At 54.9% G+C, this 22,374-nt stretch carries 25 protein-coding genes and 1 tRNA gene; 14 read left to right on the plus strand and 12 right to left on the minus strand.

The window, feature by feature from the left end:
- Genes V8J84_RS14510 through ureG form a run of 6 tightly spaced genes read left to right on the plus strand, consistent with a single transcriptional unit; the run spans position 1 to position 4,108 of the window.
- Positions 1 to 306, plus strand: coding sequence for an urease subunit beta (locus V8J84_RS14510; RefSeq protein WP_339932429.1), 306 nt, complete (start codon positions 1 to 3; stop codon positions 304 to 306).
- Positions 306 to 617, plus strand: coding sequence for an antifreeze protein (locus V8J84_RS14515; RefSeq protein WP_339932431.1), 312 nt, complete (start codon positions 306 to 308; stop codon positions 615 to 617). The genes V8J84_RS14510 and V8J84_RS14515 overlap by 1 nt, the downstream gene beginning before the upstream one ends.
- Before the next feature lie 3 nt (positions 618 to 620).
- The gene (ureC, locus tag V8J84_RS14520) at positions 621 to 2,360 is read left to right on the plus strand and encodes an urease subunit alpha (protein ID WP_339932433.1); all 1,740 of its coding nucleotides are present in this window, start codon (positions 621 to 623) and stop codon (positions 2,358 to 2,360) included.
- Complete coding sequence (locus V8J84_RS14525; protein ID WP_339932435.1) at positions 2,360 to 2,827, plus strand: urease accessory protein UreE; 468 nt, start codon at positions 2,360 to 2,362, stop codon at positions 2,825 to 2,827. The genes ureC and V8J84_RS14525 overlap by 1 nt, the downstream gene beginning before the upstream one ends.
- A complete protein-coding gene (locus V8J84_RS14530) occupies positions 2,817 to 3,455 on the plus strand; it encodes an urease accessory protein UreF (protein ID WP_339932437.1) in 639 nt (212 codons plus the stop codon). The genes V8J84_RS14525 and V8J84_RS14530 overlap by 11 nt, the downstream gene beginning before the upstream one ends.
- Before the next feature lie 14 nt (positions 3,456 to 3,469).
- Positions 3,470 to 4,108: an urease accessory protein UreG gene (gene ureG / locus V8J84_RS14535; RefSeq protein WP_339932439.1), complete on the plus strand. Its 639-nt coding sequence runs from the start codon at positions 3,470 to 3,472 to the stop codon at positions 4,106 to 4,108.
- A 92-nt stretch (positions 4,109 to 4,200) separates the two neighbouring features.
- Here ureG and V8J84_RS14540 read toward each other — a convergent pair whose 3' ends face one another.
- Positions 4,201 to 5,295: a tyrosine-type recombinase/integrase gene (locus V8J84_RS14540; RefSeq protein ID WP_339932441.1), complete on the minus strand. Its 1,095-nt coding sequence runs from the start codon at positions 5,293 to 5,295 to the stop codon at positions 4,201 to 4,203.
- Between the two features lie 366 nt (positions 5,296 to 5,661).
- Here V8J84_RS14540 and V8J84_RS14545 point away from each other — a divergent pair, with 366 nt between their 5' ends.
- The 7 genes from V8J84_RS14545 to V8J84_RS14575 all read left to right on the plus strand — a co-directional run bounded on the left by V8J84_RS14545 (position 5,662) and on the right by V8J84_RS14575 (position 12,004).
- Positions 5,662 to 6,084: a helix-turn-helix domain-containing protein gene (locus V8J84_RS14545; RefSeq protein WP_339932443.1), complete on the plus strand. Its 423-nt coding sequence runs from the start codon at positions 5,662 to 5,664 to the stop codon at positions 6,082 to 6,084.
- Positions 6,085 to 6,088: 4 nt separating this feature from the next.
- Positions 6,089 to 6,385 carry a hypothetical protein gene (locus V8J84_RS14550; RefSeq protein ID WP_339932445.1) on the plus strand — a complete coding sequence of 99 codons (297 nt, stop codon included), beginning with the start codon at positions 6,089 to 6,091 and terminating at the stop codon, positions 6,383 to 6,385.
- Between the two features lie 147 nt (positions 6,386 to 6,532).
- Positions 6,533 to 7,759, plus strand: a complete 1,227-nt coding sequence (locus tag V8J84_RS14555; RefSeq protein WP_339932447.1) for a DNA cytosine methyltransferase — start codon at positions 6,533 to 6,535, stop codon at positions 7,757 to 7,759.
- On the plus strand, positions 7,760 to 10,261 hold the full coding sequence (locus tag V8J84_RS14560; protein WP_339932450.1) for a sensor histidine kinase: 2,502 nt from the start codon (positions 7,760 to 7,762) through the stop codon (positions 10,259 to 10,261).
- 169 nt (positions 10,262 to 10,430) lie between these two features.
- Complete coding sequence (locus V8J84_RS14565) at positions 10,431 to 11,180, plus strand: hypothetical protein (RefSeq protein WP_339932452.1); 750 nt, start codon at positions 10,431 to 10,433, stop codon at positions 11,178 to 11,180.
- Positions 11,181 to 11,188: 8 nt separating this feature from the next.
- Entirely contained in the window at positions 11,189 to 11,629 is a 441-nt protein-coding gene (locus V8J84_RS14570; RefSeq protein ID WP_339932454.1) for a phosphatase domain-containing protein, read from the plus strand.
- A gap of 81 nt (positions 11,630 to 11,710) precedes the next feature.
- Positions 11,711 to 12,004: a HigA family addiction module antitoxin gene (locus tag V8J84_RS14575; protein WP_339932456.1), complete on the plus strand. Its 294-nt coding sequence runs from the start codon at positions 11,711 to 11,713 to the stop codon at positions 12,002 to 12,004.
- Positions 12,005 to 12,130: 126 nt separating this feature from the next.
- On the opposite strand, the gene V8J84_RS14580 is transcribed toward V8J84_RS14575, so the two are convergent.
- From V8J84_RS14580 to V8J84_RS14610, 7 genes are all read right to left on the minus strand, one after another.
- Complete coding sequence (locus tag V8J84_RS14580) at positions 12,131 to 12,619, minus strand: hypothetical protein (RefSeq protein ID WP_339932458.1); 489 nt, start codon at positions 12,617 to 12,619, stop codon at positions 12,131 to 12,133.
- A gap of 20 nt (positions 12,620 to 12,639) precedes the next feature.
- Positions 12,640 to 13,545 (minus strand): hypothetical protein, encoded by a 906-nt coding sequence (locus V8J84_RS14585; RefSeq protein WP_339932460.1) that lies wholly within the window; start codon positions 13,543 to 13,545, stop codon positions 12,640 to 12,642.
- Positions 13,538 to 14,173, minus strand: a complete 636-nt coding sequence (locus V8J84_RS14590) for a hypothetical protein (protein WP_339932462.1) — start codon at positions 14,171 to 14,173, stop codon at positions 13,538 to 13,540. Before V8J84_RS14590 ends, V8J84_RS14585 begins: the two co-directional genes overlap by 8 nt.
- 555 nt (positions 14,174 to 14,728) lie before the next feature.
- The gene (locus tag V8J84_RS14595; protein ID WP_339932464.1) at positions 14,729 to 16,285 is read right to left on the minus strand and encodes a relaxase/mobilization nuclease domain-containing protein; all 1,557 of its coding nucleotides are present in this window, start codon (positions 16,283 to 16,285) and stop codon (positions 14,729 to 14,731) included.
- Positions 16,279 to 16,752, minus strand: a complete 474-nt coding sequence (locus V8J84_RS14600) for a plasmid mobilization protein (protein ID WP_339932466.1) — start codon at positions 16,750 to 16,752, stop codon at positions 16,279 to 16,281. The genes V8J84_RS14595 and V8J84_RS14600 overlap by 7 nt, the downstream gene beginning before the upstream one ends.
- On the minus strand, positions 16,749 to 17,603 hold the full coding sequence (locus V8J84_RS14605; protein ID WP_339932468.1) for a hypothetical protein: 855 nt from the start codon (positions 17,601 to 17,603) through the stop codon (positions 16,749 to 16,751). The genes V8J84_RS14600 and V8J84_RS14605 overlap by 4 nt, the downstream gene beginning before the upstream one ends.
- Before the next feature lie 155 nt (positions 17,604 to 17,758).
- Positions 17,759 to 17,835: transfer RNA gene (locus V8J84_RS14610), tRNA-Arg, on the minus strand.
- Positions 17,836 to 17,963: 128 nt separating this feature from the next.
- Here V8J84_RS14610 and V8J84_RS14615 point away from each other — a divergent pair.
- Positions 17,964 to 18,992, plus strand: coding sequence for a LacI family DNA-binding transcriptional regulator (locus tag V8J84_RS14615; RefSeq protein WP_339932470.1), 1,029 nt, complete (start codon positions 17,964 to 17,966; stop codon positions 18,990 to 18,992).
- Here the strand turns inward: V8J84_RS14615 and V8J84_RS14620 are convergent.
- From V8J84_RS14620 to hydA, 4 genes are read right to left on the minus strand one after another with little or no spacing between them, the layout of a single operon-like run.
- On the minus strand, positions 18,989 to 19,900 hold the full coding sequence (locus V8J84_RS14620) for a dihydrodipicolinate synthase family protein (protein WP_339932472.1): 912 nt from the start codon (positions 19,898 to 19,900) through the stop codon (positions 18,989 to 18,991). The two genes, V8J84_RS14615 and V8J84_RS14620, sit on opposite strands and share 4 nt — an antisense overlap.
- Positions 19,893 to 20,576: an aspartate/glutamate racemase family protein gene (locus tag V8J84_RS14625; protein WP_339932474.1), complete on the minus strand. Its 684-nt coding sequence runs from the start codon at positions 20,574 to 20,576 to the stop codon at positions 19,893 to 19,895. Before V8J84_RS14625 ends, V8J84_RS14620 begins: the two co-directional genes overlap by 8 nt.
- Entirely contained in the window at positions 20,576 to 20,983 is a 408-nt protein-coding gene (locus V8J84_RS14630) for a VOC family protein (protein ID WP_339932476.1), read from the minus strand. Before V8J84_RS14630 ends, V8J84_RS14625 begins: the two co-directional genes overlap by 1 nt.
- Positions 20,980 to 22,365 (minus strand): dihydropyrimidinase, encoded by a 1,386-nt coding sequence (hydA, locus tag V8J84_RS14635; protein ID WP_339932478.1) that lies wholly within the window; start codon positions 22,363 to 22,365, stop codon positions 20,980 to 20,982. The genes V8J84_RS14630 and hydA overlap by 4 nt, the downstream gene beginning before the upstream one ends.
- Between the last annotated feature and the right edge of the window lie 9 nt (positions 22,366 to 22,374).

Below are 22,374 nucleotides of genomic sequence, written 5' to 3' on the forward strand. Positions count from 1 at the left end.
ATGATACCCGGAGAACTTTTCCCTGCCGATGGCGATCTTACCCTGAACCCTGACCGTGAGGCGATCACACTGATGGTCGCAAACACAGGCGACAGGCCGGTGCAGGTGGGCAGCCATTATCACTTTGCCGAGGCGAACGCCGCGCTGGATTTCGATCGGGATGCCGCACGCGGCCACCGGCTCGATATCGCGCCCGGAACCGCTGTGCGGTTCGAACCCGGTCAGCGTCGCGAGGTGAACCTGATTACCTTGTCCGGCGCGCGGCGCGTCGTCGGCTTTAATCAACAGATCATGGGAGAGCTGTGATGCATCCGTTCAACCCGATGGCCGTATGGGCCAATACGATGCAGGCAACCATGTTGGTCGTCGAGGCGCAAAGCGTCATTACCATGCGGATGCTGGGCATGGCTGGTATCTGGTCGGTCACCCCTGCGGAAGACGGTCGTATGCTGTCTGAAAAGGTCTATGCGCTGACCCGTGCCGCGACTGACAGCACTCGCGCCGCCATGAACGGCGCCGCTCCCGAAGCCGTAGTTGCAGCCGCCATCAAACCAATCCGCCAGAAAACCCGCGCCAACGCCCGCCGTCTGGGCAAGCGCGGCCTGAAAAAGGGCTAAGCCATGGCCACCAGTATTTCCCGCGCCGATTATGCTGCCATGTTTGGCCCCACCGTGGGCGATAAATTGCGGCTTGCCGACACCGATCTGATTATTGAGGTGGAGCGTGATCTGACTGCCGAACGCGCCAATGGCGGCAACGGCATGACCTACGGCGAAGAGGTGAAATTCGGCGGTGGCAAAGTGATCCGCGATGGTATGGGCCAGTCGCAGGCGACTCGTGCGCAAGGCGCCGTTGATACCGTGATCACCAACGCGCTGATCGTGGACCACAGCGGCATCTACAAAGCGGACGTCGGCTTGAAAGACGGGCGCATCCACAAGATCGGTAAGGCGGGCAACCCGGATACGCAGCCTGGCGTTGATATCATCATCGGACCGGGGACAGAGGCGATTGCAGGCGAGGGGCGCATTCTGACAGCAGGCGGTTTTGACAGCCACATCCACTTTATCTGCCCGCAACAGATCGAGGATGCGTTGCATTCGGGCCTGACCACGATGCTTGGCGGCGGCACCGGCCCCGCGCATGGCACACTGGCCACCACATGCACCCCCGGCCCGTGGCACATCGGGCGCATGTTGCAGGCGGCGGATGCGTTCCCGATGAACCTCGCCTTTGCGGGCAAAGGCAACGCGAGCCAGCCCGACGCGCTGGTCGAGATGATCAACGGTGGGGCCTGTGCGCTGAAACTGCACGAAGACTGGGGCACCACGCCTGCCGCCATCGACTGCTGCCTGTCGGTGGCCGATGACATGGACGTGCAGGTGATGATCCACACCGATACGCTGAACGAGAGCGGCTTTGTGGAAACCACAGTTGCCGCCATGAAGGGCCGCACGATCCACGCGTTTCACACCGAAGGGGCAGGGGGCGGCCACGCGCCGGATATCATCAAGATCTGCGGCGACGAAAATGTCTTGCCGTCATCCACCAACCCGACGCGCCCCTACACCGTTAACACGTTGGAAGAGCATCTGGATATGCTTATGGTGTGCCACCACCTCGACAAATCCATCCCCGAGGATGTGGCCTTTGCCGAAAGCCGTATCCGCCGCGAAACCATTGCCGCCGAGGACATCCTGCACGACATGGGCGCGTTCTCGATCATTGCTTCCGACAGTCAGGCGATGGGTCGCGTAGGCGAGGTGTTGATCCGCACATGGCAGACCGCCGATAAGATGAAAAAGCAGCGCGGCCGCTTGCCGGAGGAAACTGGCGAAAACGACAATTTCCGCGTGCGCCGCTATATCGCGAAATACACGATCAACCCCGCGATTGCGCACGGGATCAGCCACGAGATCGGCAGTATCGCAGAGGGAAAGCGCGCCGATCTGGTGCTGTGGAACCCCGCGTTCTTTGGCGTAAAGCCTGAAATGGTGTTGATGGCCGGCACGATTGTATGCGCGCAGATGGGTGATCCGAATGCCTCGATCCCGACGCCACAACCCGTCTACTCCCGCCCGATGTTCGGCGCTTTTGGCCGCTCGGTCGAGAACTCAGCAGTCTGTTTCGTTTCGGCTGCCGCGCAGGCGGACGGGATCGGTGAAAAGCTGGGGCTGGCGAAGCAAACCATCGCTGTCCAGAACACGCGCAAGATCGGGAAATCCGACCTGATCCTGAACACAGCCACGCCAAAGATGGAGGTGGACCCTGAAACTTACGAAGTGCGCGCCAATGGCGAACTGCTGACCTGCGAACCGGCGTCAGAGCTGCCGATGGCACAACGTTATTTCTTGTTCTGATGGTTGATTTCACCTCTCATACGCTTGCGAGAGCGGGCACATGGTCGGATGCAATCGACCGTTGCGTGCTGACCTATGATGATCGGTTTTTACGCCGCAAAGTCTTGCAAACGGTTTCTGATGCAGCGTTGCTCGTCGATCTGACAAGCACAACGTCGGTCAATCACGGCGATGCATTTCAGCTGGACAGGGGCGCTTTTGTGGCTGTGGAGGCCGCGCCAGAGCCACTGCTGTCTATCACAGGTGATCTTGTGCGGCTGGCATGGCACATCGGCAATCGCCACACACCCTGCCAGATCGAAGCCGAGAGGCTTTTGATCCAAGACGATCCGGTGATAGGCCACATGCTTGCCCATCTTGGAGCGACGATCAGGTCTGTCAACGCCCCCTTCACCCCCGAAGGCGGGGCTTACGGTCACGGTCGCACGCATGCCCATGAACATGTCGCAACGGCCCATGACCACTGACCTGCTGACCCTGACCCAGCTTCTTTCGCCGAGCTTTCCTGTCGGAGCATTCGCCTATTCGAGCGGGCTTGAATCCGCGATTGCTGGTGGTGCGGTAACGTCCCGCGCAACGCTGGAAGCTTGGTTGACTGATTTGATCTGCCTTGGCAGCGGACGCTCGGACGCCGTCCTCCTCAATCTTGCGTATGCCGCCGATCCTGCGGACATTGCGTCGCTCGACACCACAGCTCGCGCCTTTGCCGCAACTGCTGAACGGCTGCGCGAGACGGACCTGCAGGGCGCTGCTTTTTGTGAAACGGTGTCAGCCGTATGGGGCCATGACCTTCCGCCGCTCTGCTACCCTGTCGGGGTGGGCCGTGTGGGAAAACTGTTAAACCTCGATCCACAGGACGTGACCGCGCTGTATCTGCACGCGTTTGCGGCCAACATTTGCGCTGCTGCCATGCGGCTGGTCCCTCTTGGGCAGATAGACGGGCAAAAGGCCTTGGCCGCTCTCAAACCGTATTGCGTGCAAATCGCGGGTAAGATGCAGACTGCCACGCTTGATGATTTGCACAGTGCAACTTGGGTCGCAGATATCATGTCCATGCGCCACGAAACCCAATACTCCCGCGTTTTTCGCAGCTGAAAAGGAGCCTTCCCATGTCATCCCCCAATGGCCCCTTGCGGATCGGTATCGGCGGTCCTGTCGGCGCCGGAAAAACCACGCTGACGGCAGAGCTCGCCAAGCTACTGCACCCGCAACTTTCCATCGGCGTGATCACGAACGATATCTATACGCAAGAGGACGCAGAGGCGTTGATGCGCATGCAAATCTTGCCCCAAGACCGCGTGATTGGGGTTGAGACAGGGGGATGCCCGCATACCGCGATCCGCGAGGATGCCTCGATTAACCTCGCCGCTATCGCCGAGATGCGTGGCCGGCACGATGATCTTGATGTGGTGCTGATCGAAAGCGGTGGCGACAATCTATCCGCGACATTCAGCCCCGAACTGGCCGATGTAACCGTCTATGTCATTGATGTTGCCGCGGGTGAAGAAATTCCTCGTAAGGGCGGCCCGGCCATCACCAAATCGGATGTTCTGGTGATCAACAAAGTTGATCTGGCCCCGCATGTCGGCGCGTCACTCGACGTGATGGCCCGCGACGCCTCCCGCATGCGTGGTGACAAACCATTCGTCTTTACCAGCCTACGTAGCGGCAAAGGCGCGCCCGAGGTGCTGGAACTGCTCGCCCAAATCGGGGGCATCGCATTGCCCGTCATAGATGCAGGTAGCTAACTATCCGAACTATTACTGACCTTCATTTAACTGGCGACCCCGGCAGGATTCGAACCTGCAACCTGCCCCTTAGGAGGGAACCGTTCATAGCGTTATTCCTTCTTTGATTTCTGCTGTTTGGGTGTTTGTACAGGGTCTTCCTGTACATGGTTTGTACGAAAACGGGCCCTGACATCAGCCTCATCCGTCTCTGCATGGGCATAAATGCGCATAGGCAAATTAGGGTCTGACCAGCGCCCAGCCTTGGCCGCTGTGACTGGATCGACGCCTTGTCTGACCACCAACTCAGTGAAAAACCCATGCCGTCCTGCTGGGTGCGCTGTCAGGTACTGAATGCCCGCTTGCTTGCAGATGGTCTTCCATCGCGTGTTGTAGCCAGTCGAGCTTCCATAGCCAAAAACACGCGGCTTCATGAACTTGCCAGTCTTGCGGTTCTTGGGCCGTTTGGGTGGCAAGTCGAGCAGCTCGTCCATCATCTGCGGCGAAACCGTGATCCAGCTTTCCGGGTGGCCCTTCTGTGCCTTCACCCTGACCTTGTTTTCGGCGGGGCGCAGATCGTCAGGCTCAATCGAGACAGCCTGATCGATCCGCGCCGCAGTCTCAAACATGAATCGGACCAATGCAGCGTTGTATGGATCAGCGGCCCGGCAGAAGGCCTCGATCCACTCCTTGTCCGCAGGGGTACGCTCAACGCGGCTCGGCTTGTCGCGCAGTTTGTCCTGCGAAATGCGTTCAAATTTGTCATAGGGCTTTACGCGGATCAGAGGCGTTCCCAATAGCTGGTGTGCATTATTGATGACAGCGCTTGCTGGAGTAACGATTTCCCTCCACCAAGTATCGGTCGATGCCATCGGTTTCCAATCTGGACCAAAGCCCTTCAACAAAGCGCCTGTGATGTCCGTCAGGGGCATGGCCCCAATCTCTTTGACAATTGGAATGAGTCGCTCAGCGTCTTCTTCGGAGGCGTTGTAGAGCATGATTGCATCTGAAAATGTCTTACTGATCTCATCACCAACAACATGTCGACGTATCTGCATTTCAGTTTCAAGCGCTACCCAGTCCCGCGCGCCTGCTTCTGTAGATGCCTTAGTGCTTCGCCGGTATGAGCCTGCGATGCGCCTGCCGTTGTACTCGACCCAGCCCTTAACCCAGTAGAAGCGACCCCTCTTGTAGATTTGGAGCGGCATGACTGACCTCCTTCAAAAATCGCATCGATCTGCGCAGGTGTGATCAGCATGGTCCGCCCAAGCCGATAGAACGCGCCTGTATCATTTGCCCGTTCGCGCAGTGTGCGTTCGGAAATTTCAATCCCTCGCTCTGCTATGATCTCAACCCATTGTGCTGGCGTCTTGCCAAGCCCTAGGATTTGCGAGCTGTCTGTTTTGTCGATTTCTGCCATTTCCTTCGTCCTTATCCAGATGAGTTGAATTCGCCGTACGCATGGAATCGCTTGTTCCGCACCTTCTGACGTGGTCAGATGGGTTTAGATGTAATTTTACGTCATTTTGTGCAGTTTCGCGCGATATGACGGTTTCGTCAATAGGAAACCTTGCATGGCGCAGGATTCTAAGTCTGTCTTCACGTCCATGGGTGCGCGCCTTGCAATTGCGCGCAATGAAGTCGGCCTGACTCAAACCGCCATGGCAGAGGCGATTGGGGTCTCTCATCGCGCATATCACAGCTATGAAAAGGGCCAACGTGGCCTACCGGTTGAAGCTTTGGTCGCTATGGCTGACCGGTTCGATGTGGACGCCGCCTGGATATTGCTTGGAACCAAAGCGGTCCGCGCAGCCCATGACTTCGACGCACTCAAGAGGATCGAGACTTCGCTCGACCAGCACCTCAATCAACAGGCCATCAAGATCAGAAGTGAAAAACGCGGGGCCATCGTCGCCCGCTGGTACCAGTCACACGTCGAAGGGCGCGAAGTGACCGACGATGACGTTCACACATGGATCGAACTCGTCAGGGAGTAAAAAAATGAGACACCTGCAGCCAACTATCCAAAAACTGCGCCGTGCAATGATTGAACGTGCGACACGGCGCGCTATCGAACCTCTCAATATCCTAAACGATCTCGCCGTTGTTACATTTATCGTTTCTGCAACAGGTCTCGTGCGATTTCAGTATTTTGACCCTCTGGATGGGTTTACATTGCTTAGTGCCACTCAGCTTATCATCACGACCATCGCCATGGCGTTTGTGCCATTTTTTTTCGGAGCTATACTCACCCTTGAACTCGCTCGGCGTCGCCTGGATTCTATGACCGAAGGTTAGCTGAGCCACTGTTCTTAACAGATCATGTTACCTCGGCATGATCCACGCGATCCACGCGCTAACAACAACACAATCAGAAAAAACAAAGTACCTGGCGCGCGTACAGTTTCTAACCTATAACCTTCTCATATCAATTGGACTAAACGAATGCGTTTCATCGATCTCTTTGCTGGCTGCGGCGGCCTATCACTGGGCTTATCCCTTTCCGGGTGGAAGGGCGTATTCGCAATCGAGAAAAATGAAGACGCTTTCAAGACACTCATCCACAACTTTCAGAAGAAGAAGAGCATCAGTTTTTCTTGGCCAGAATGGCTTCCTAAAGAAGCAATGAGTACGTCAGATCTGATTGACAGATACCGCATTGACCTAATCGGACTGCGCGGCACCATAGACATGATTTGCGGCGGCCCTCCGTGTCAGGGCTTTTCTTTTGCAGGTCGCAGGAAAGTTGATGATCCGCGCAATCAGCTAAAGAATGAATACTTAGAAATTGTCGATCTCGTTCGACCCAAATTTTTGATGTTCGAGAACGTAAAGGGTTTCACTGCGCGCTTTCAAAACTCATCGGCCCCAACGCACTCAGAGCAAGTCGTGAAGCAACTTCATGACTATCATTGGGGGGGATACAAGACCTTCTCCAAGATCATAAACGCTTCAGTATTTGGCGTCCCACAGCCTAGACCTCGATTTATTCTCATCGCGGTTCGCGCTGACCTGCTCCAAGAAGGAGAGACTGTTGATGATCCCTTCGAGACCATCGAAAGCCATGCAAGCAATTTCAGGGATAGAAAGAAACTCAACGGGCATGAAATAACCGTTAAGGAAGCTATTTCGGACCTAGAAGTGGCATTGTCAGGGACCATACCAAGCGTCGACACCAAAGGCTTCCAGCAAATCGTATACAACCGATCCAAAGGATCCACGTATCAAGCGCTGATGAAGGCTGGAGTGGAGAAAACAACCTCAGCAAACAGCCTCCGTTTGGCAAAGCATCGCCCTCAGACCATCCAAAGGTTTCAAGAAATTCTCGAAACTTGCCCGAAAGGCAAATCGTTACCAAAAGCATTTCGTGAAAAATACAACATTCGCAAACAGTGCTTTACCCCGTTGCACCCTGACGAACTGTCGAAAACAATTACAACGCTTCCGGACGACTTACTTCACTATAGTGAACCCCGCATTCTTACTGTGCGTGAATGCGCTCGTCTGCAATCGTTTCCTGATTGGTTTGAATTTTTGGGTAAATACACAACGGGTGGTGCCAGGCGTAAACTAGAATGCCCTCGATATACTCAAGTTGGCAACGCTGTTCCCCCGCTTATGGCAGAAGCATTAGGCCAAATAATTTTCGAAATGCATGAAAGCATTGGCTAGATGACAAGTGCAAGCAAAGAGCTCGCTTTTCGCGCGAACGCGGGTATCAAAGACATTCTTGGTCAAGGACTTATTCTCGATGATAACATCGCGATCATCGAGCTAATTAAAAATGCCAAAGATGCATCCTCTCCGAACGTAAAACTTCGGTTCAAGGATAGGACGAAATCATCCCCCTCCGAGTTGATCCTTAAGGACTTTGGGGATGGCATGAGCATTGCTGATATAAGCAATAAGTGGCTGAACATCGCCTATTCAGAAAAGAAGGTCGCAAACTCTGAGCGTAACAAGCCTTTCGCTGGGAGCAAGGGTGTAGGACGCTTCTCCTGCGACCGCCTCGGCAAGAAATTGACGCTTTATACCAAGGCTTCAAACGGTGATTTTATCAAGCTGCCGATTGAATGGGCTCTTTTTGAAACAGGGAAGATTGACGCGGAAATTTCGACAATCAAGCTAGAGTACCAGATACTACCTGAACGAGCGTTCTTAGAAGAAATTGGTGAAGCGAGCTTCAAGACGGGCACAGTCCTCAAGATTTCAAACTTACGTTCTAATTGGGATCCAAAGAGGATCCAAAAGTTGAAATCCGAGCTGGAGAAATTCATCTCTGATCCAGACTCGACTTTTGAAGTATCCATCCAAATCAACGAAGATCCAGAAGAAATTATCGCAAATTCGGTCTTTGAAGAATTGTCGCTGCGCACTTACAACATTCTGTCGAGTATTGATGCCGCAGGTAAGACGCTCTCCACAGAACTTCGCTATCATGGTGAGCAGGTATACAGTTATGAGGTTGAAAACCCTTACCGCAATCTGAAGAATATCATTGTCGATATTCACTACATGAACTTTAGCTCAAAGCTATTCTTCAAAAGAAGAACGGGATACCCTTCCAACGACTACGGCTCCGTTTTTATGTATCTCAATGGATTTCGGATTTCACCATTTGGAAATCCTAAGAATGACTGGCTTGGGCTAGACCAACGAAAAGCTCAAGGTACGTCCCGAAATCTGGGTACCCGTGATGTTATCGGTCAGGTCTCTGTTGTCGATTCTGAAGACCTCTTTAAGCCGATCACAAGTCGTGAGGGTTTGGTTCAAGACGAACCGTATCGTGAGCTCACAGCTTCAGACCCAGAGCAAAAAGTCCAGCTTCGCAACGGCGAAACGGATTACGGCTACGTCCCACATATTATTCGACAATTGGAACGGTTCATTGTTGAAGGGCTAAACTGGCATACCCTTATGGATCTTTCGAATCCTGACCGAAAAAACATTCCAGAAAAGGATGTGCGCGCGGACCCAACAAACTTCGCGATCAGAACAATCGATGAGAGTGCCGTCAAGGAAGCGATCGACAAGACCCTGAGGACCTCAAGTTTCAAAATCAAGTCATTCAAGATAAACGAAAAAATCATCGCACAATTGGCGCAAGAAGCCGACGATGCTTACAATGAGTACGTCTTGTCGTTCATTCAGAACACCACTGACAGAACGTTTGAACAGCTAAGCTCCGTTGACAAAGGCAATTTTAGGAAAATCGCTCAGCGCAACATGGAGGCTATCAAAGCCGAGAAGGAGGCGCGCCTTGAAGCTTATGCTCAACGACTGCGCGCCGAAGAAGCGGAAAGGCGTGCTGAAGAAGAGCGGGGCCGCGCTGAACAAGCTGAAAAACAAGAGCAAGATGCAAGAGCCCGCGAAGCAACCGCTGCAGCCGCTCGCGACGTTGCTGTTAAGCAAGCTAAGCTAGAAAAAACCGAACGTGAGAAGGTTGAGGCTCGCCTTCGAACAACTGCCGACGAAAATATGTTTCTTCGTCTGGATGCGACCAAAGACCATGATCACGTATTAAACCTTCACCACCAGACCGCACTTTACAGCTCAATAGCAGCGACAGATGCTGAAAATCTCAAGCACATACTTCTGGACGAAGACGATTTTGACCGCGATGAAGCACTCGAATACCTTGCCTCCATAGAGGAAAGTATTGAAAAGATTTCGAAATTTTCAAACTACGCTACAGGTGGGAAATACAAGATTGCTCTAAAGTCTGTGAAGGGAAACCTAACGAAGTTCGTGTCTGAATATCTGGAAGATCTGAAGCAAAACCCCTCCGAGCTCCGGCGTATCAATGTTGTCAACTCACTGGGTGAAGCCAGTGAGTTCGAGGCCCAGTTTTCGCCTCTAGATGTCATGATCCTAGTCGATAACCTCATATCCAATGCGAAAAGGCACAGTGCGAAGAAAATTGCCTTTCTGCCCCCTCAATCAAAGAGTGGTGTGTTTTGCATTGCCGACAATGGAACGGGACTGGACGCATCGATCCCTGATCCAAGTCACATTTTTCAAAAGGGCTTTACGACCCGAACCGAAGGGTCAGGTCGCGGACTGTTTCATGTTGCGAACACATTGAGAACAATCGATTTAGAAATATCAGCTTGTGACGGACCCATTGATGGATGGTCTGGGCTAGCGTTGGAGGTAAAAAGACTTGCTGATTAAGTTTTCGGTATTGTGGGTCGAGGATGACGATAGATGGTACCGAGCTTCGCATCGCGCTCTAGAGCGGTATCTTAACGATCTTGGATTTCATCTTGTCGTGACCCGGATATCTGATCCGGAAAATACTCAATGGGACCAACATTTTGTAAACACATCCCAGTATGACCTCATGCTGGTTGATTGGCGAGTGGAAGATACCGACAAGGTCGATAAGCCAGTCGGGGGTGACGTGATCGCGAAAATTCGGGAGCAAGTGCCTTACTCAGACATACTTTTTTACTCGGGCAGCGCTGGCTTGGAGCAAGAAGTATACGATAAGCGGCTGCAGGGTGTGTACACCGCCCAACGAAACGAGGTCCGTGACGAGGCCAGAGAGCTGATCGAGCACCTTTTGCACAAGACACTCCACCCAAAGATTATGAGGGGAATAATGGTCAGTTCGTTGTCCCAGATCGACGACATGTGTTTCAAAATAATCGAGCATAAGTTCAACGAGGAAGGTTGTGACAAGGATGCCTTTGCGGATGGATTTCGGAAAACACTCCTCAAGCAGGCCAAAGGGCAGCTGAAATACAAGGAAAAAGCCGCCGAAAAAGACAACGACGCATTCATAGCCAGCTTACATTCGACGATGATTTTGGACTCGCACAAGCGGGCAAGCAAAATTGTAGAACTAGCTGAGGGTGATCTGCATAAAGATGATCATACGACGCTTTCAAGTTTGCCAGACACAATATCGAAACGTAACTGGCTCGCCCACTGGACTCGCATTGAAGAAACGGATGCACAGATTGTTTTGGCTGAAGACGGAAAGGCAAATTATGTTTTCGATCAAACTGAAGCAATTCGCATGCGTAAAGCGATCAACAAAGCCGCCGACATCTTAAGCAAGTACGTCGCAAGCTTGACTAGCGGATAGGCATATCAATGTTGACAGCGCTTTTCGACATCGACGGGACTTTAGCGAAAATTGACCATAGACGGCCCCTCGTTGTTGGAAAGAAACCAGACTGGAAGACGTTCAACTCCCTAATGGGCGACGATCTCCCAAACGAGCCGATTGTTGACCTATATAGGGCTCTTTGGGAGTCTAAGAGCTATGAATTGATCCTAGTCTCAGGGCGTGGTGAAGAATTTCGCTCAGTCACAGAGACCTGGCTCACGTGGAATTTGATCCCCTTCGGCAAGCTCTTGATGCGCCCTCACGGTGATTTCAGATCAGATGTTGAAATCAAGCAGGAAATTTTAGACGGACTTTTGTCCGAAGGTAAAACGATCTCATTTGTCGTCGATGACCGCAACTCAGTGGTCGAAATGTGGCGACGAAACAACATCACTTGCCTACAATGCGCTGAGGGTGACTTCTGAGCGATGATCATTGGTTTTTCCTAAACGCCGAAGGGCCCCGCCGTTGTCTAAATTGTAGATTCTCATTGAGAGGATACGCTAATGAGCTTGTTTGAAGATCCAATGCACCCCGGTGAAGTCCTGAAGGAACTTTACCTTGATCCTCTGGAACTAGGGGCAATCGCGTTGACGCGGCGTCTGGGCGTGCCTCGGACGCGGATCGAGCGGTTGATCAAGGGGACGACCGGGATCACACCTGACACGGCGGTGCGCCTCGCCCGCGTGTTCAATACAACCCCGGCCTACTGGGTGAACTTGCAGACGAATTACGACATGGCAGTGGCAGCCAAGGAAATCGACGTCTCGGGCATTGAACCGCTTGTCGTGACTTTTTGAAGGCCTGTGACGTCGAGGGTGAATTTGCGTTTCACCCTCAACTCGAACCTCTCCTTCAATACAGCGGTTTTTCGATCAAGTACCCCACAACTTCTGAGCAATTGTTGCTAGACGGCCAGGCACATATCAGCCGATACGGGTCGCTATAACCACGTACGAACAAAGTGAAAATATTATCAATGAGACGTAAGTGGCGACGACATTTCGCAAGAAGGCTTGCGCAAATAGCTCTCCCAATCTTCCCCCAATTGAGCCTTGCCCAAAGCGGCTCGACAAGACCGGTGTGACAAAACTTGGACTGCGCCCATCAAAATCTACCTTGAATTGGTCCGACACAAGGTATTGTTCGATTTCCTTGGACCGCACAATAAAAACACGTTGGAAAGTCTTGAACATTGCGTCAATGATCCACAACAAGAGCAGTGGGATAAGAACCAACATGCAGACCTCAGGGTCTGCCTTGGTGTAGGCATAGGCGATTGCAGCCGTTGTCGTCGTGATTGCCCAACCCCGGATCGTGAATACAATCCCATCAAGGCGACCAATGTTACTCCCACACGCTTTCCATTCTTCGAGAAGGATGGAATATTTTAGGTCAAAAAAGTCATCCGCCATATCAAACCTTGCTGGGAAACCTATGAATAAACAGGTTTATCCTCGGACATTCGGCGCATGCGGTCAATTGTTTCACGCACGGACGGCAACGATAGCTCCTTGGCCTCGTCAAATAGCAGCTCGCTCGCGAGGATCAGGTCGATTGGTTCAAGCGCTGGTTTGTTATGGGGAGGAATAGTGGTCGAGCCGCGTTTTACGATTTTCTCATAAAGTCGAGCGATATCATCATGGTCACCGGATTTCCTCTCGACCAACTTAGTAAAATAATCTTCACCTTCGCGAAGGCTAGTGCGAGTTTTGGGTTTTTTGCCTTCTGTTTCGACATATTTAAGCAAAGCAGCCGCGCGCATCAGTTCCTTTGGAATCGCCATGACACCCTTGAATGGCTTTAAAACTTCGCAACCTTCGTCGTCTCGCCTCAGATAGGCATTACGCAGGCTTTGGCTGAGACGCATCACTGCAAACGTCTCTGTATTGTCAAAATGGTAAGACTTATCAATGTAGTCAGACAATCCACCTTTACGATCAACCATATTTACGATGTCAAAGAAGATATTGAGGGTGAAAATCTTTGGATCGAACCCTTTGTGGATGCAATTGTAGAGCTCGTACCAAGTGACAGGCAGGACGCTGAGAACAGAATCTTTGTGTTCAGGGTCGCGTTCAAGGATTTGTTCAATTTTTGCTTCGATAGGGGGTAAGAGGTCTTTCACTTCCTTCAATGCTTCAGTTCGGGGCACAGCTGTTGCGCGTTCAGGATTGATACGGATCAGAAAATCAATGTCGCTTGTGCGAACCCCTGTTGGCCAAAAGGAGTCTCCGTCTTCATTGATGAGGCTACCAAAAAGATAGGCCCGATCTGCAAAGCTGTCGATGCCGTTGTCGACATACCAAGCTGACAGAGCTTCTGTAATTTCACTATGCATTTTCGGGCCCAGCCACGATTGGGCATGCAGCGTAGATCAGGCTTTCGATCAATAGAGCGAAATGATGTGGACCAAAGGTCCTGTTGCGCATCGAGTAGGTAATATACTGTAAAAAGAAGCCGTCATTGAAAATCAGGTATCGTTCAGTGTGCTCTTTAAAGCACTCTGCACCCTTACAGTGCCCATTCTTCAGTTTAGCACAGGCTACACGAACGACATCCTCTTGCTGACCACGAACGCGCGTTACATTCTCTTCGCGTGTTCTGAAGTCTTTCACGAGTTCAATTGCAAAATAGACTGAGACGATTTCATTGATCGACTTGAGCTCACGTTTGGTGAGGTAGTGCTCTTCGGGATCGTCAGATGCATAGCTGGGGTTCGAAACCGGCTTCAGCTTTCGGACCCAAAACGCCCAGTATCCTGCATATTTGGCCAAGGAAACTGACCCGCGCTGTTGTTGATCGATGCGGTAGATGTCACGCAGAAAGAACGCAGCAAGCTCATCAACCAAATCTGGGTCAATGTCCGCCTTGACACCCAAGTTTTCCAAAATCACTTGAAAGACTTGGGCACATTCTTCTGACAGGAAAAGAACCTGTTTTTTGGGTACGTCTACGTTGGGGAACATGACAACTCAGTGCAGAACGGCCAACTAGGCGCGCTTGCGGTTTCTAACGCTAAGCGCTATGGTACCGTTTGCACGCGCGCGTGCGCCCATGCCATGTATACCTTCAAAAAATTGAGACATACGAGGACCGCCATTTGGAGGTTCAGCAACTGAAATCTGAGCTTCTTCAAGACGACGAACGCGCTCTTTCAGCTGTGCTTCTGTCTTAGTAGGTTTGGGTTGTGCCTGCTTTGTCATTGTCTGCCCATCCGCCATGCTTTTGCCCACACTACACCCAATATGCTGTCAATCAATCTATTTCGTGTGGATAGGCCGCAGTTGGCCACCACATTTAGAATTTTGATCAGCATCTTCCTCTCAAATAAACAACGCGCCGCAGGGTGCGACGCGGTCTGAATCTCATCGCTGGTCTATAACAGGATTCGAAAGGCGTTTTCAAGCGTTGTTGAAAAAGCGCGACAGAACGCCATTCGCCTTAAACACTGGCGATCTTATAGAAGTATTAAGCCAGCGACCTGTATCTTAGCAACACATATGAGGTTGATTGCACAAAATTCAATGTCCCGCGCTGCTGGCCGTCGCAGCCCCCAAATGCGTCATCCCCCGGTCCATCTCGACCTCTCGCTCTTCTATCTCTGTCTCAACCTCTCTTCGGCAGCTTTCACTAATTTCAAGCTGGTCTCGAGTTGCGTGCGCAGCTTCCCGTAATTCGAGCCCTCGTTCAGCAAGCCGTGCAACGCAGCCACGGACGCCGTTTGCGATTGAATGAGCACTGACACGCAGGCGGCCAATCCATCCATCTGGCTCTGCATCTTGGTCGTCGAGCGTGCCTCTAACCCGCTCAATTCCTTTGCTGAGACCTCGCAGGCCGTCACCAACCGCTCGACGCAGGCGAGCAAGTCGCGTTCCAACGCTGTCAGGGGTGTCGTCATCTAATTCTCCTCGATCTTGATGCATGTCACTGATCTGCCGCCCAATGTGCAGGTCCTCAGGCGCGTCTTGGTCGGGTCCAGCACCAGCCATGTCGCGTCCTCCCTGTCGATCTGCGTCAGGCCCAAGTCCGTCAGTTCCGAGCTGGCCAGCATCAGCGTCCAGAGCAAGCTCGCGGCCATCATCGAGACGATCCCCGCCAAGAACGTCCCCGTGATCAGCCAGGGCGAGATCGTCAGCCAGCTCTTGTTCTGTCGCAGAAAGCTGCGGGTATCGCTCTCGATTGTACGATGCGCGATGGTCGCAACTTTGTTCAAATCGGTCCTGAAGCTCTCCAGCTGAGATGCCATCGAGGCGGCGTAGTCCTGCCGGATCGTGTCCAGTTCCGCGTTCAGCTTCTCGCTCAGCCGTGTCGGCTTGCCAGTTTTCATGGAAAATCTCTTCTTTCAAACGCCAGCGTTCGCCCGTGTCTGGATCGCGGGCGGTCAGGTATGCATTGCCGACGCGGGGCAGGTCGTAGCCTGCGTCTGTGAGGGCATCGATCATCGTGGCGCGGTCGGTGATCAGGCCGACGCTGATCTGGTCTTGCAGCCACGCATGCAGCTCGTCGCGCCCCTGGGCGCGTGTCGGCGTCTCGATGGTGTCACGGACCACTTGGGTGCGCTCAAGTTCCATCGGATCGGCCCAGCTGTGGCGCTGGTTCATCACGTCGCGCAGGCTGTCGAAGGCTTTCTCATATCCCGGCGGCGCGATGTTCAGGCTCCGGCTCGAGGTCAGCTCCAAACGCGGTGTACAAAAATGAAGCTCGACACGGTCTTCGTGGGTATGTCGGACCCAAAGCACGTCATATTGCGTCGGGTCCAGCCCCGCGAAGGCCAGACGCTCGAAGTGGTCCATGACCTCGGCCTGCTGTTCCTCGGTCGGGGCGTCGTTGGCGGCGAAGCTGATCACGCCAGCGCGGTAGGTCCACTGGTGGCGACTGGCGTTGATCAGGGCTTCGGTGCGGTCGGGTTTGCCGCGCAGGACCTCGGGCAGAGGTTCACGGGTGACAGTCATCGGCTGGCCGTCCGCATCGCGGATCAGGTCGCGGTTGTCGTCATAAGCCAGCACTTTGTCCGCAACGAGGTAGCCAACCGGACCTGCGCCCGCACCTTTGCCGTTGCGGAAGAACTTGATCAGCATCGGCGTGAGGCCTCGATGATCTGGGCAAGTTGGCGTTCGATGGTCAACAGGCGGCGGGCAACGGTCAACCCGTCGAGATTAACGCGGCCCGCCAGCATCGCGCGGTTCAGCCAGCGGGCGATCTGGTTGAGGTTGCCGCCGATGCGCCCGACGGCCAGCACAAGCGCCGGATCGACGCGGGGCATCGGCTTACGGCGACGGGCCTCAGTGAGGCCAAGCGCCTCGCGCAGCAAGGTCGCAGCGGGCAGTCCAGCGGCCTCGACTTTGGCGCGCAACTGGGCCTTCTCTGCGGCGCTGCACCGAAAGACGAAGGTCTCGGTAAGCGGCTCTTTGGTGCGGGCTTTTCCCGCGCCGGTGGGGTTCGAAGGGGAGGCTTGCCGCCCCTCGCAAGGTCCCGTGTCAGCAGCGTCAGCGTATGACATGGGTCGCCTTGCTGTTTGCTCTTCGGTGGGATCGGTTGCGGTCATGATTTGAGGCCTGCCGCTTGGACTTGGACTTCCGTCACCAACTTCGACGCCAGCAAAGCCGTGACTTGGGTGCCTGTGATATGTTTGCACATCGGGCTGCGATCATTGATCCAACACGCTAACCGCGCTTGGTGATCGGCCTGCAACGCTGTCACCTTCTTTCGGTCTTCCGCCTGTTTCTCGACATAGGCCTGCCAGCGCCGCGACTGGAACCAGTTGTCCGAAAAGCAGACCTTGGAGCGGGTGAAACCAGCGCTGTCGGTTGCGTAGGCTTGGACGGCCTCCAGCAGGTCCTCTGGTATAATCCCTTCCTTCATGGCCTCTTCGATCTGGGAAAGGCATGCTGCTTTGCCACGCAATCGGTCGGGCGGATACGCCGCCAAAATCTTCTCAGCGCCTTCAGCCTCCGCCGCCTCGCGCCTGCGCGTAGGTGGTTTATGGATGGTTTTAGGAGGGTTTGGGGGCCGTGGTGGCCCCGGTACGCCGGCCATAGTGGCCCCCGTACCGGGGCCAGACTGGACGGGGGCCACTGTGGACCCCGTCTCTATTTCTGGCTCTGCGGTTGGTTCCAGCGCCTCAACCTTGGCCAGATCGATCCGGTAAACGACAGTGAAACCGTTCTTGCAGGTCCGTGAGCCAGTCTCGACCAGGATGCCTTCTTTTAGGAACTCACGCACGGTTCGCTTGACGGTGGTCTCGCCAAGCTCGGTATGTCGCTGAATCGTTCCTTTAGAACACCAGATGCCTGAGCCATCGTCGCTCGCCTTGTCAGCCAGAAACATGATGATCTGCTTGCGCGTTGCGCTGCCGAACTTGCGTTCCGCGCATGTGTTCGCAACCCGCCAACTCATTGGAACACCTCAAAAGGCGCAAAGACGTGCGAATTTTGTACAGGTTTTGTACGAGATTTCCGCCGTTTCAGCAAAATTCGGCGCGAAAGTTCTAGGGAATGTCTGCACGCTCCTGCACAAAGCCCTGTAAATAAGTCATATTTTTCAGGTGTTTTTGGTGACCCCGGCAGGATTCGAACCTGCAACCTGCCCCTTAGGAGGGGGCTGCTCTATCCAGTTGAGCCACGGGGCCATAGTGGCGATGTTTGCCTGCCATCGCTGTTATGGTCAATGCGCGGGCGTGCGCATTTTGGGTACTTGGAACGTAAACATCTGCGGCGTAAGGTAAGGCGAATAACGCAATCCACGGGAATAAGATACGTGACAGTTCCACCGCGCCGCCCGCTCACTTTGCGTGACGTCTCCGAAGCATCCGGCGTCAGTGAGATGACGGTCAGTCGCGTTTTGCGCAACAAGGGCGATGTAAGCGCCGCCACCCGTCAGCGCGTGCAGGATGCTGCCAAGCGGTTAGGGTATGTGCCCAATAAAATCGCAGGTGCTTTGGCATCGAGCCGCGTGAACCTGATCGCGGTGATTATCCCGTCGCTGGGCAACATGGTGTTCCCCGAAGTTCTTGCCGGTATTTCCGAAATTCTTGAGGACACCGAATTGCAGCCTGTGGTCGGCGTAACGGACTACCTGCCTGAAAAGGAAGAGAAAGTTCTGTTCGAGATGCTGTCTTGGCGGCCGTCTGGCGTGATTATCGCGGGGCTTGAACACTCTGAAGCTGCGATGGCGATGTTGCAACAGGCCGGTATTCCGGTGGTCGAGATTATGGACGTGGACGGCGTTGCAGTGGACAGCTGTGTCGGCATTTCGCACAGGCGGGCAGGCCGCATGATGGCGGAAAAGATCATTGATGCGGGCTATCGCCGGATCGGATTCATGGGCACGAAGATGCCGCTGGACCACCGTGCTCGCAAACGGTTTGAAGGCTTTACACGCACGCTGGCCAAAGCGGGGATCGAGATTGCGGACCAGCAGTTCTATTCGGGTGGATCGGCGCTGGCCAAGGGGCGAGAACTGACGGCGACCATGCTGGAGCGCACGCCTGATCTGGATTTTCTGTATTACTCGAACGACATGATCGGCGCAGGCGGTTTGCTCTATCTGCTAGAACAAGGGATCGATGTGCCCGGTCAGATTGGTTTGGCGGGATTTAACGGCGTCGAATTGCTGGATGGTTTGCCCAAGCAGCTTGCCACGATGGATGCCTGCCGCCGCGAGATCGGGCAGCAGGCCGCGCAGGTCATTGCGCGTCACTATGTCGAGGGTGGGAGCACCGAACCGGAGCGGATCGAGCTGGAGCCGAAGATCGCTTTTGGCGACACGTTGATCCGCAAAGCCTAAAGCGCGGCCAGCTTTCTCTCCTGACGTTCGATTAAGCGGGTAACATCGGTCTGCGTGGCTGCATCAATGCCTGCACCGGGCTTGCGGACAGTCGCGTGAGCAATCGCGCCGCGCTGGGCGAGGATGTGTTTGCGCACGCCGAGGCCCAGACCCGGCTGGCTTTCGTAGCGGGCAAGGGGCAGGTAGGCGTCAAAGATATCCTGCGCGCGGTCGGTGTCGCCTGCGTTATGCGCGGCGACCACGTCAGCCATCATCTCGGGATAGGCAAAGCCGGTCATGGCCCCGTCGGCACCGCGCTGCATCTCTTCTGGCAGGAAAAGACCGCCATTGCCGCACAGGATCGAGATGCGCCGCCCGCCCGCGTCAGACGCCGCGCGAAGGGCGCTGATCTTGGCCAAGCCGGGCCAGTCCTCGTGCTTCAGCATAACGCAGGTCGGCAAGTCCTCGACGATCTTTACGATGCATTTGGTTGGGATTTGCACCGTCGTGACCAGCGGGAAATCTTGCAAGACGAATGGCGCGTCGCCCAAGGCTTCGGCGGTGGCGTGATAATAGTTCACGATCTGGTCGTCGCTGCGTAGGCTGGCGGGTGGCGCGACCATGACACCGGCGGCACCTGCGTCCATTGCCGCACCCGATAGCGCCTGCATCGCTGCGAAACCGGGGGAGGAGACGCCGACGACAACAGGCAGATCGGTGCGGGCGACGACGCGCTTAACCACAGCGATAGACTCTTCCGCCGACAGCTTGCCTGCTTCGCCCATGATGCCAAGGATGGTAAGGCCGGTGCAGCCTTTGGACAGATAGAAATCCACCGTGCTATCAACGCTTTGCAAATCCAGTGCGCCGTCTTCAAGGAATGGCGTGCAGGCGATCGTAAAGACACCTTTTGCGGTTTCATCAAGCATCGGTGGCTCCTGTGATTTTGTGAGATTGGTTCAGTGCAATCCGGCCCAAGGCCATGCTGGCGGCGGCTTGGCAAGGTTCAACAACAGGGATACCCAGCGCCTGCTCCAGCGGATCGCGGTAACGTGCCATACCGGCGCACCCCATGATCAGCACCTCCGCGCCGTCTTCGTCCCGCAGCGCACGGCCCGTGGCGATCATCGCGTCCAGCGTACCATCGCCGGTCAGTGCGGTCACGCTTAGCCCAAGCGCGCGTTCGCCTGCGATGCGGCCTGACACGCCCATTGCGCCGAAGGCCCGCATGTGACGGGTGATTGAGGCGGGTTTGATCGCGATGACGCCGACGGCTTGGCCGAGGGTCATGGCTGTCATCATCGCCGCCTCTTGGATGCCAAGCACGGGCAGGGCGGTCCCATCGCGAAGGGCATAGAGGCCGGGGTCACTGAAGCAAGCGATGACGTAGCCGAGCGCGTTGGGTTCTTCGCGCTTGGCCCGCGCGAGCATCGGGGCAATGGTCAGATCGGCCTGCTGCTGCGTTTCGATCCCCGGCGGACCTTCGGCCAGCGTCAAACAGCGGATCGGGATGCCAAAGCTGTGGAGCGGCTCAAGTGCAGCCGCGATCCCGTCTGTCAACGATTGGGTGGAGTTGGGATTAATGACGATAAGCGCCTTTTTCATCAGCCCATGCCCGGCTCAAAATCATGACGTGTGCTGGTCTGGATTTCGATCTGGTAGCCCTCGGGATCGAAGAACACGAACGCACGGATGCCGATATCGTCGTTCACGAATAGCTCTGAAAGCCCGTCAAGTTGCTGCGCCTTGGCATAGGCATACCAGTCATCCACGTCGGGCACGCGCATGCATACCTGCACGGGGCGCGTTTCGGCCCATTTGTTCATGCCCTTGGTTTCATCCACTAGCCCGATATGTGCACCGGGGCACAGGCGATAAATCTTGCACCAACCCTGGTCGATGGCCAGCTTCAGCCCCAGCACGTCTTCGTAGAACCGCATCGCCGTGGGCAGGTCGCGGTAATAGAGAAAAGTGATGGCAAGACTTGCATTCAGGTCGGGACGTTTGGTCATACTGTTGTTCCTATCCGGTCGCGTTTGAGCCAGCGGCCTTGGCCTGCCTTTGCGTGGCTGGTGCCATTTTCCACGATGACTTCGCCGCGCAGCATGACTGTCTCGGGCCAGCCAGTGACAGTTGTGCCCTCCCACGGGTTATATCCCACGTTGTCGTGCAGATCGTTCGCGCCGTAGGTGTGGGTCTTATCGGGGGTCCAAAGGATCAGATCGGCATCATAGCCTTCTGCGATCCGGCCTTTGGTTGTCAGGCCATAGAGGTCTGCGGGGGCAGTCGCTGTGAGTTTCACAAACTGTTCCAACCCGCCACGTCCGCGCGTGACCATCGCGTCGAACATCAGCGGCAATCGCACTTCTAAACCAGGAAGGCCGTTGGCGATGTCTTGGAACGGCGGGTTGGGTCCGGCGGAAAGTTTTCCGCTTTCGTCGAAGCGGTAGGGCGCGTGATCGGACGACACCAGATCAAGCGTGCCGTCTGCCAGCGCATCCCACAGCGCATCCTGATCCGCTTGCGCACGCTGTGGGGGGGAGCACATCCATTTGGCTCCGTCGATCCCGTCACGGTGCAGAACATCCTCGGTCATGCCCAGATAGTGCGTGCAGGTTTCAGCCCAGACCGGCACGCCACGCGTGCGGGTGTCGCGGATGATCTGTGCACCTTCAACGGTCGAGACGTGAAAGATCATCACTGGCTGGTGCAGATACTCCGCGAAATGGCACATCCGGCTAATCGCTTCGATTTCCGCCATGCGGGGGTGGGAAGCGGCGTGGTGGTGCGGGGCGGTTTTGTCAGCGGCAATCAGGTCGGCCTTGGCGGTCGCAATGATCGCGTCATTCTCGGCGTGCACGCAAACGAGCGCGCCCGCAGCTTTGGCTCCACGCATCACCCGCAGGATTGCGGTATCGTCGAGCATGATGTTGTAGGTGGTGAACACTTTGATCGAGCGGTGACCGGCGTCGATCAGCTTTGCCAGATCGCTTTCAAAGTCTGGCACGTCCACATCCGTTACCGTCATATGGAACGCGTGGTCCACCCTTGCGCCACGTTCGGCGCGGGCGGAATAATTGGCGACGGTATCGCGCAACCGTTCGCCCTTTGCCTGTGCTGCGAATGAAACCACCGTGGTTGTGCCGCCCATCGCAGCAGAGAGCGTGGCGGTTTCAAAGGTATCAGCGTTCCACACGCCCATGCCCGACATCTGTTCAATATGGCAATGCGCGTCTACGCCGCCGGGGGTGACGATCTTGCCTGCGGCGTCGATTTGCTTTGCGCCGTCCAGAACGCCTAGAGCGGCAATCTTGCCACCCGTAATCCCCACATCCGCCTGCGACACCCCGTCGGGGGTAACCACCGTGCCACCTTTGATAACCAGATCAACCATGCGCCAACT

This window comes from Yoonia sp. 208BN28-4 (assembly GCF_037543925.1).
Classification (GTDB): Bacteria; Pseudomonadota; Alphaproteobacteria; order Rhodobacterales; family Rhodobacteraceae; genus Yoonia.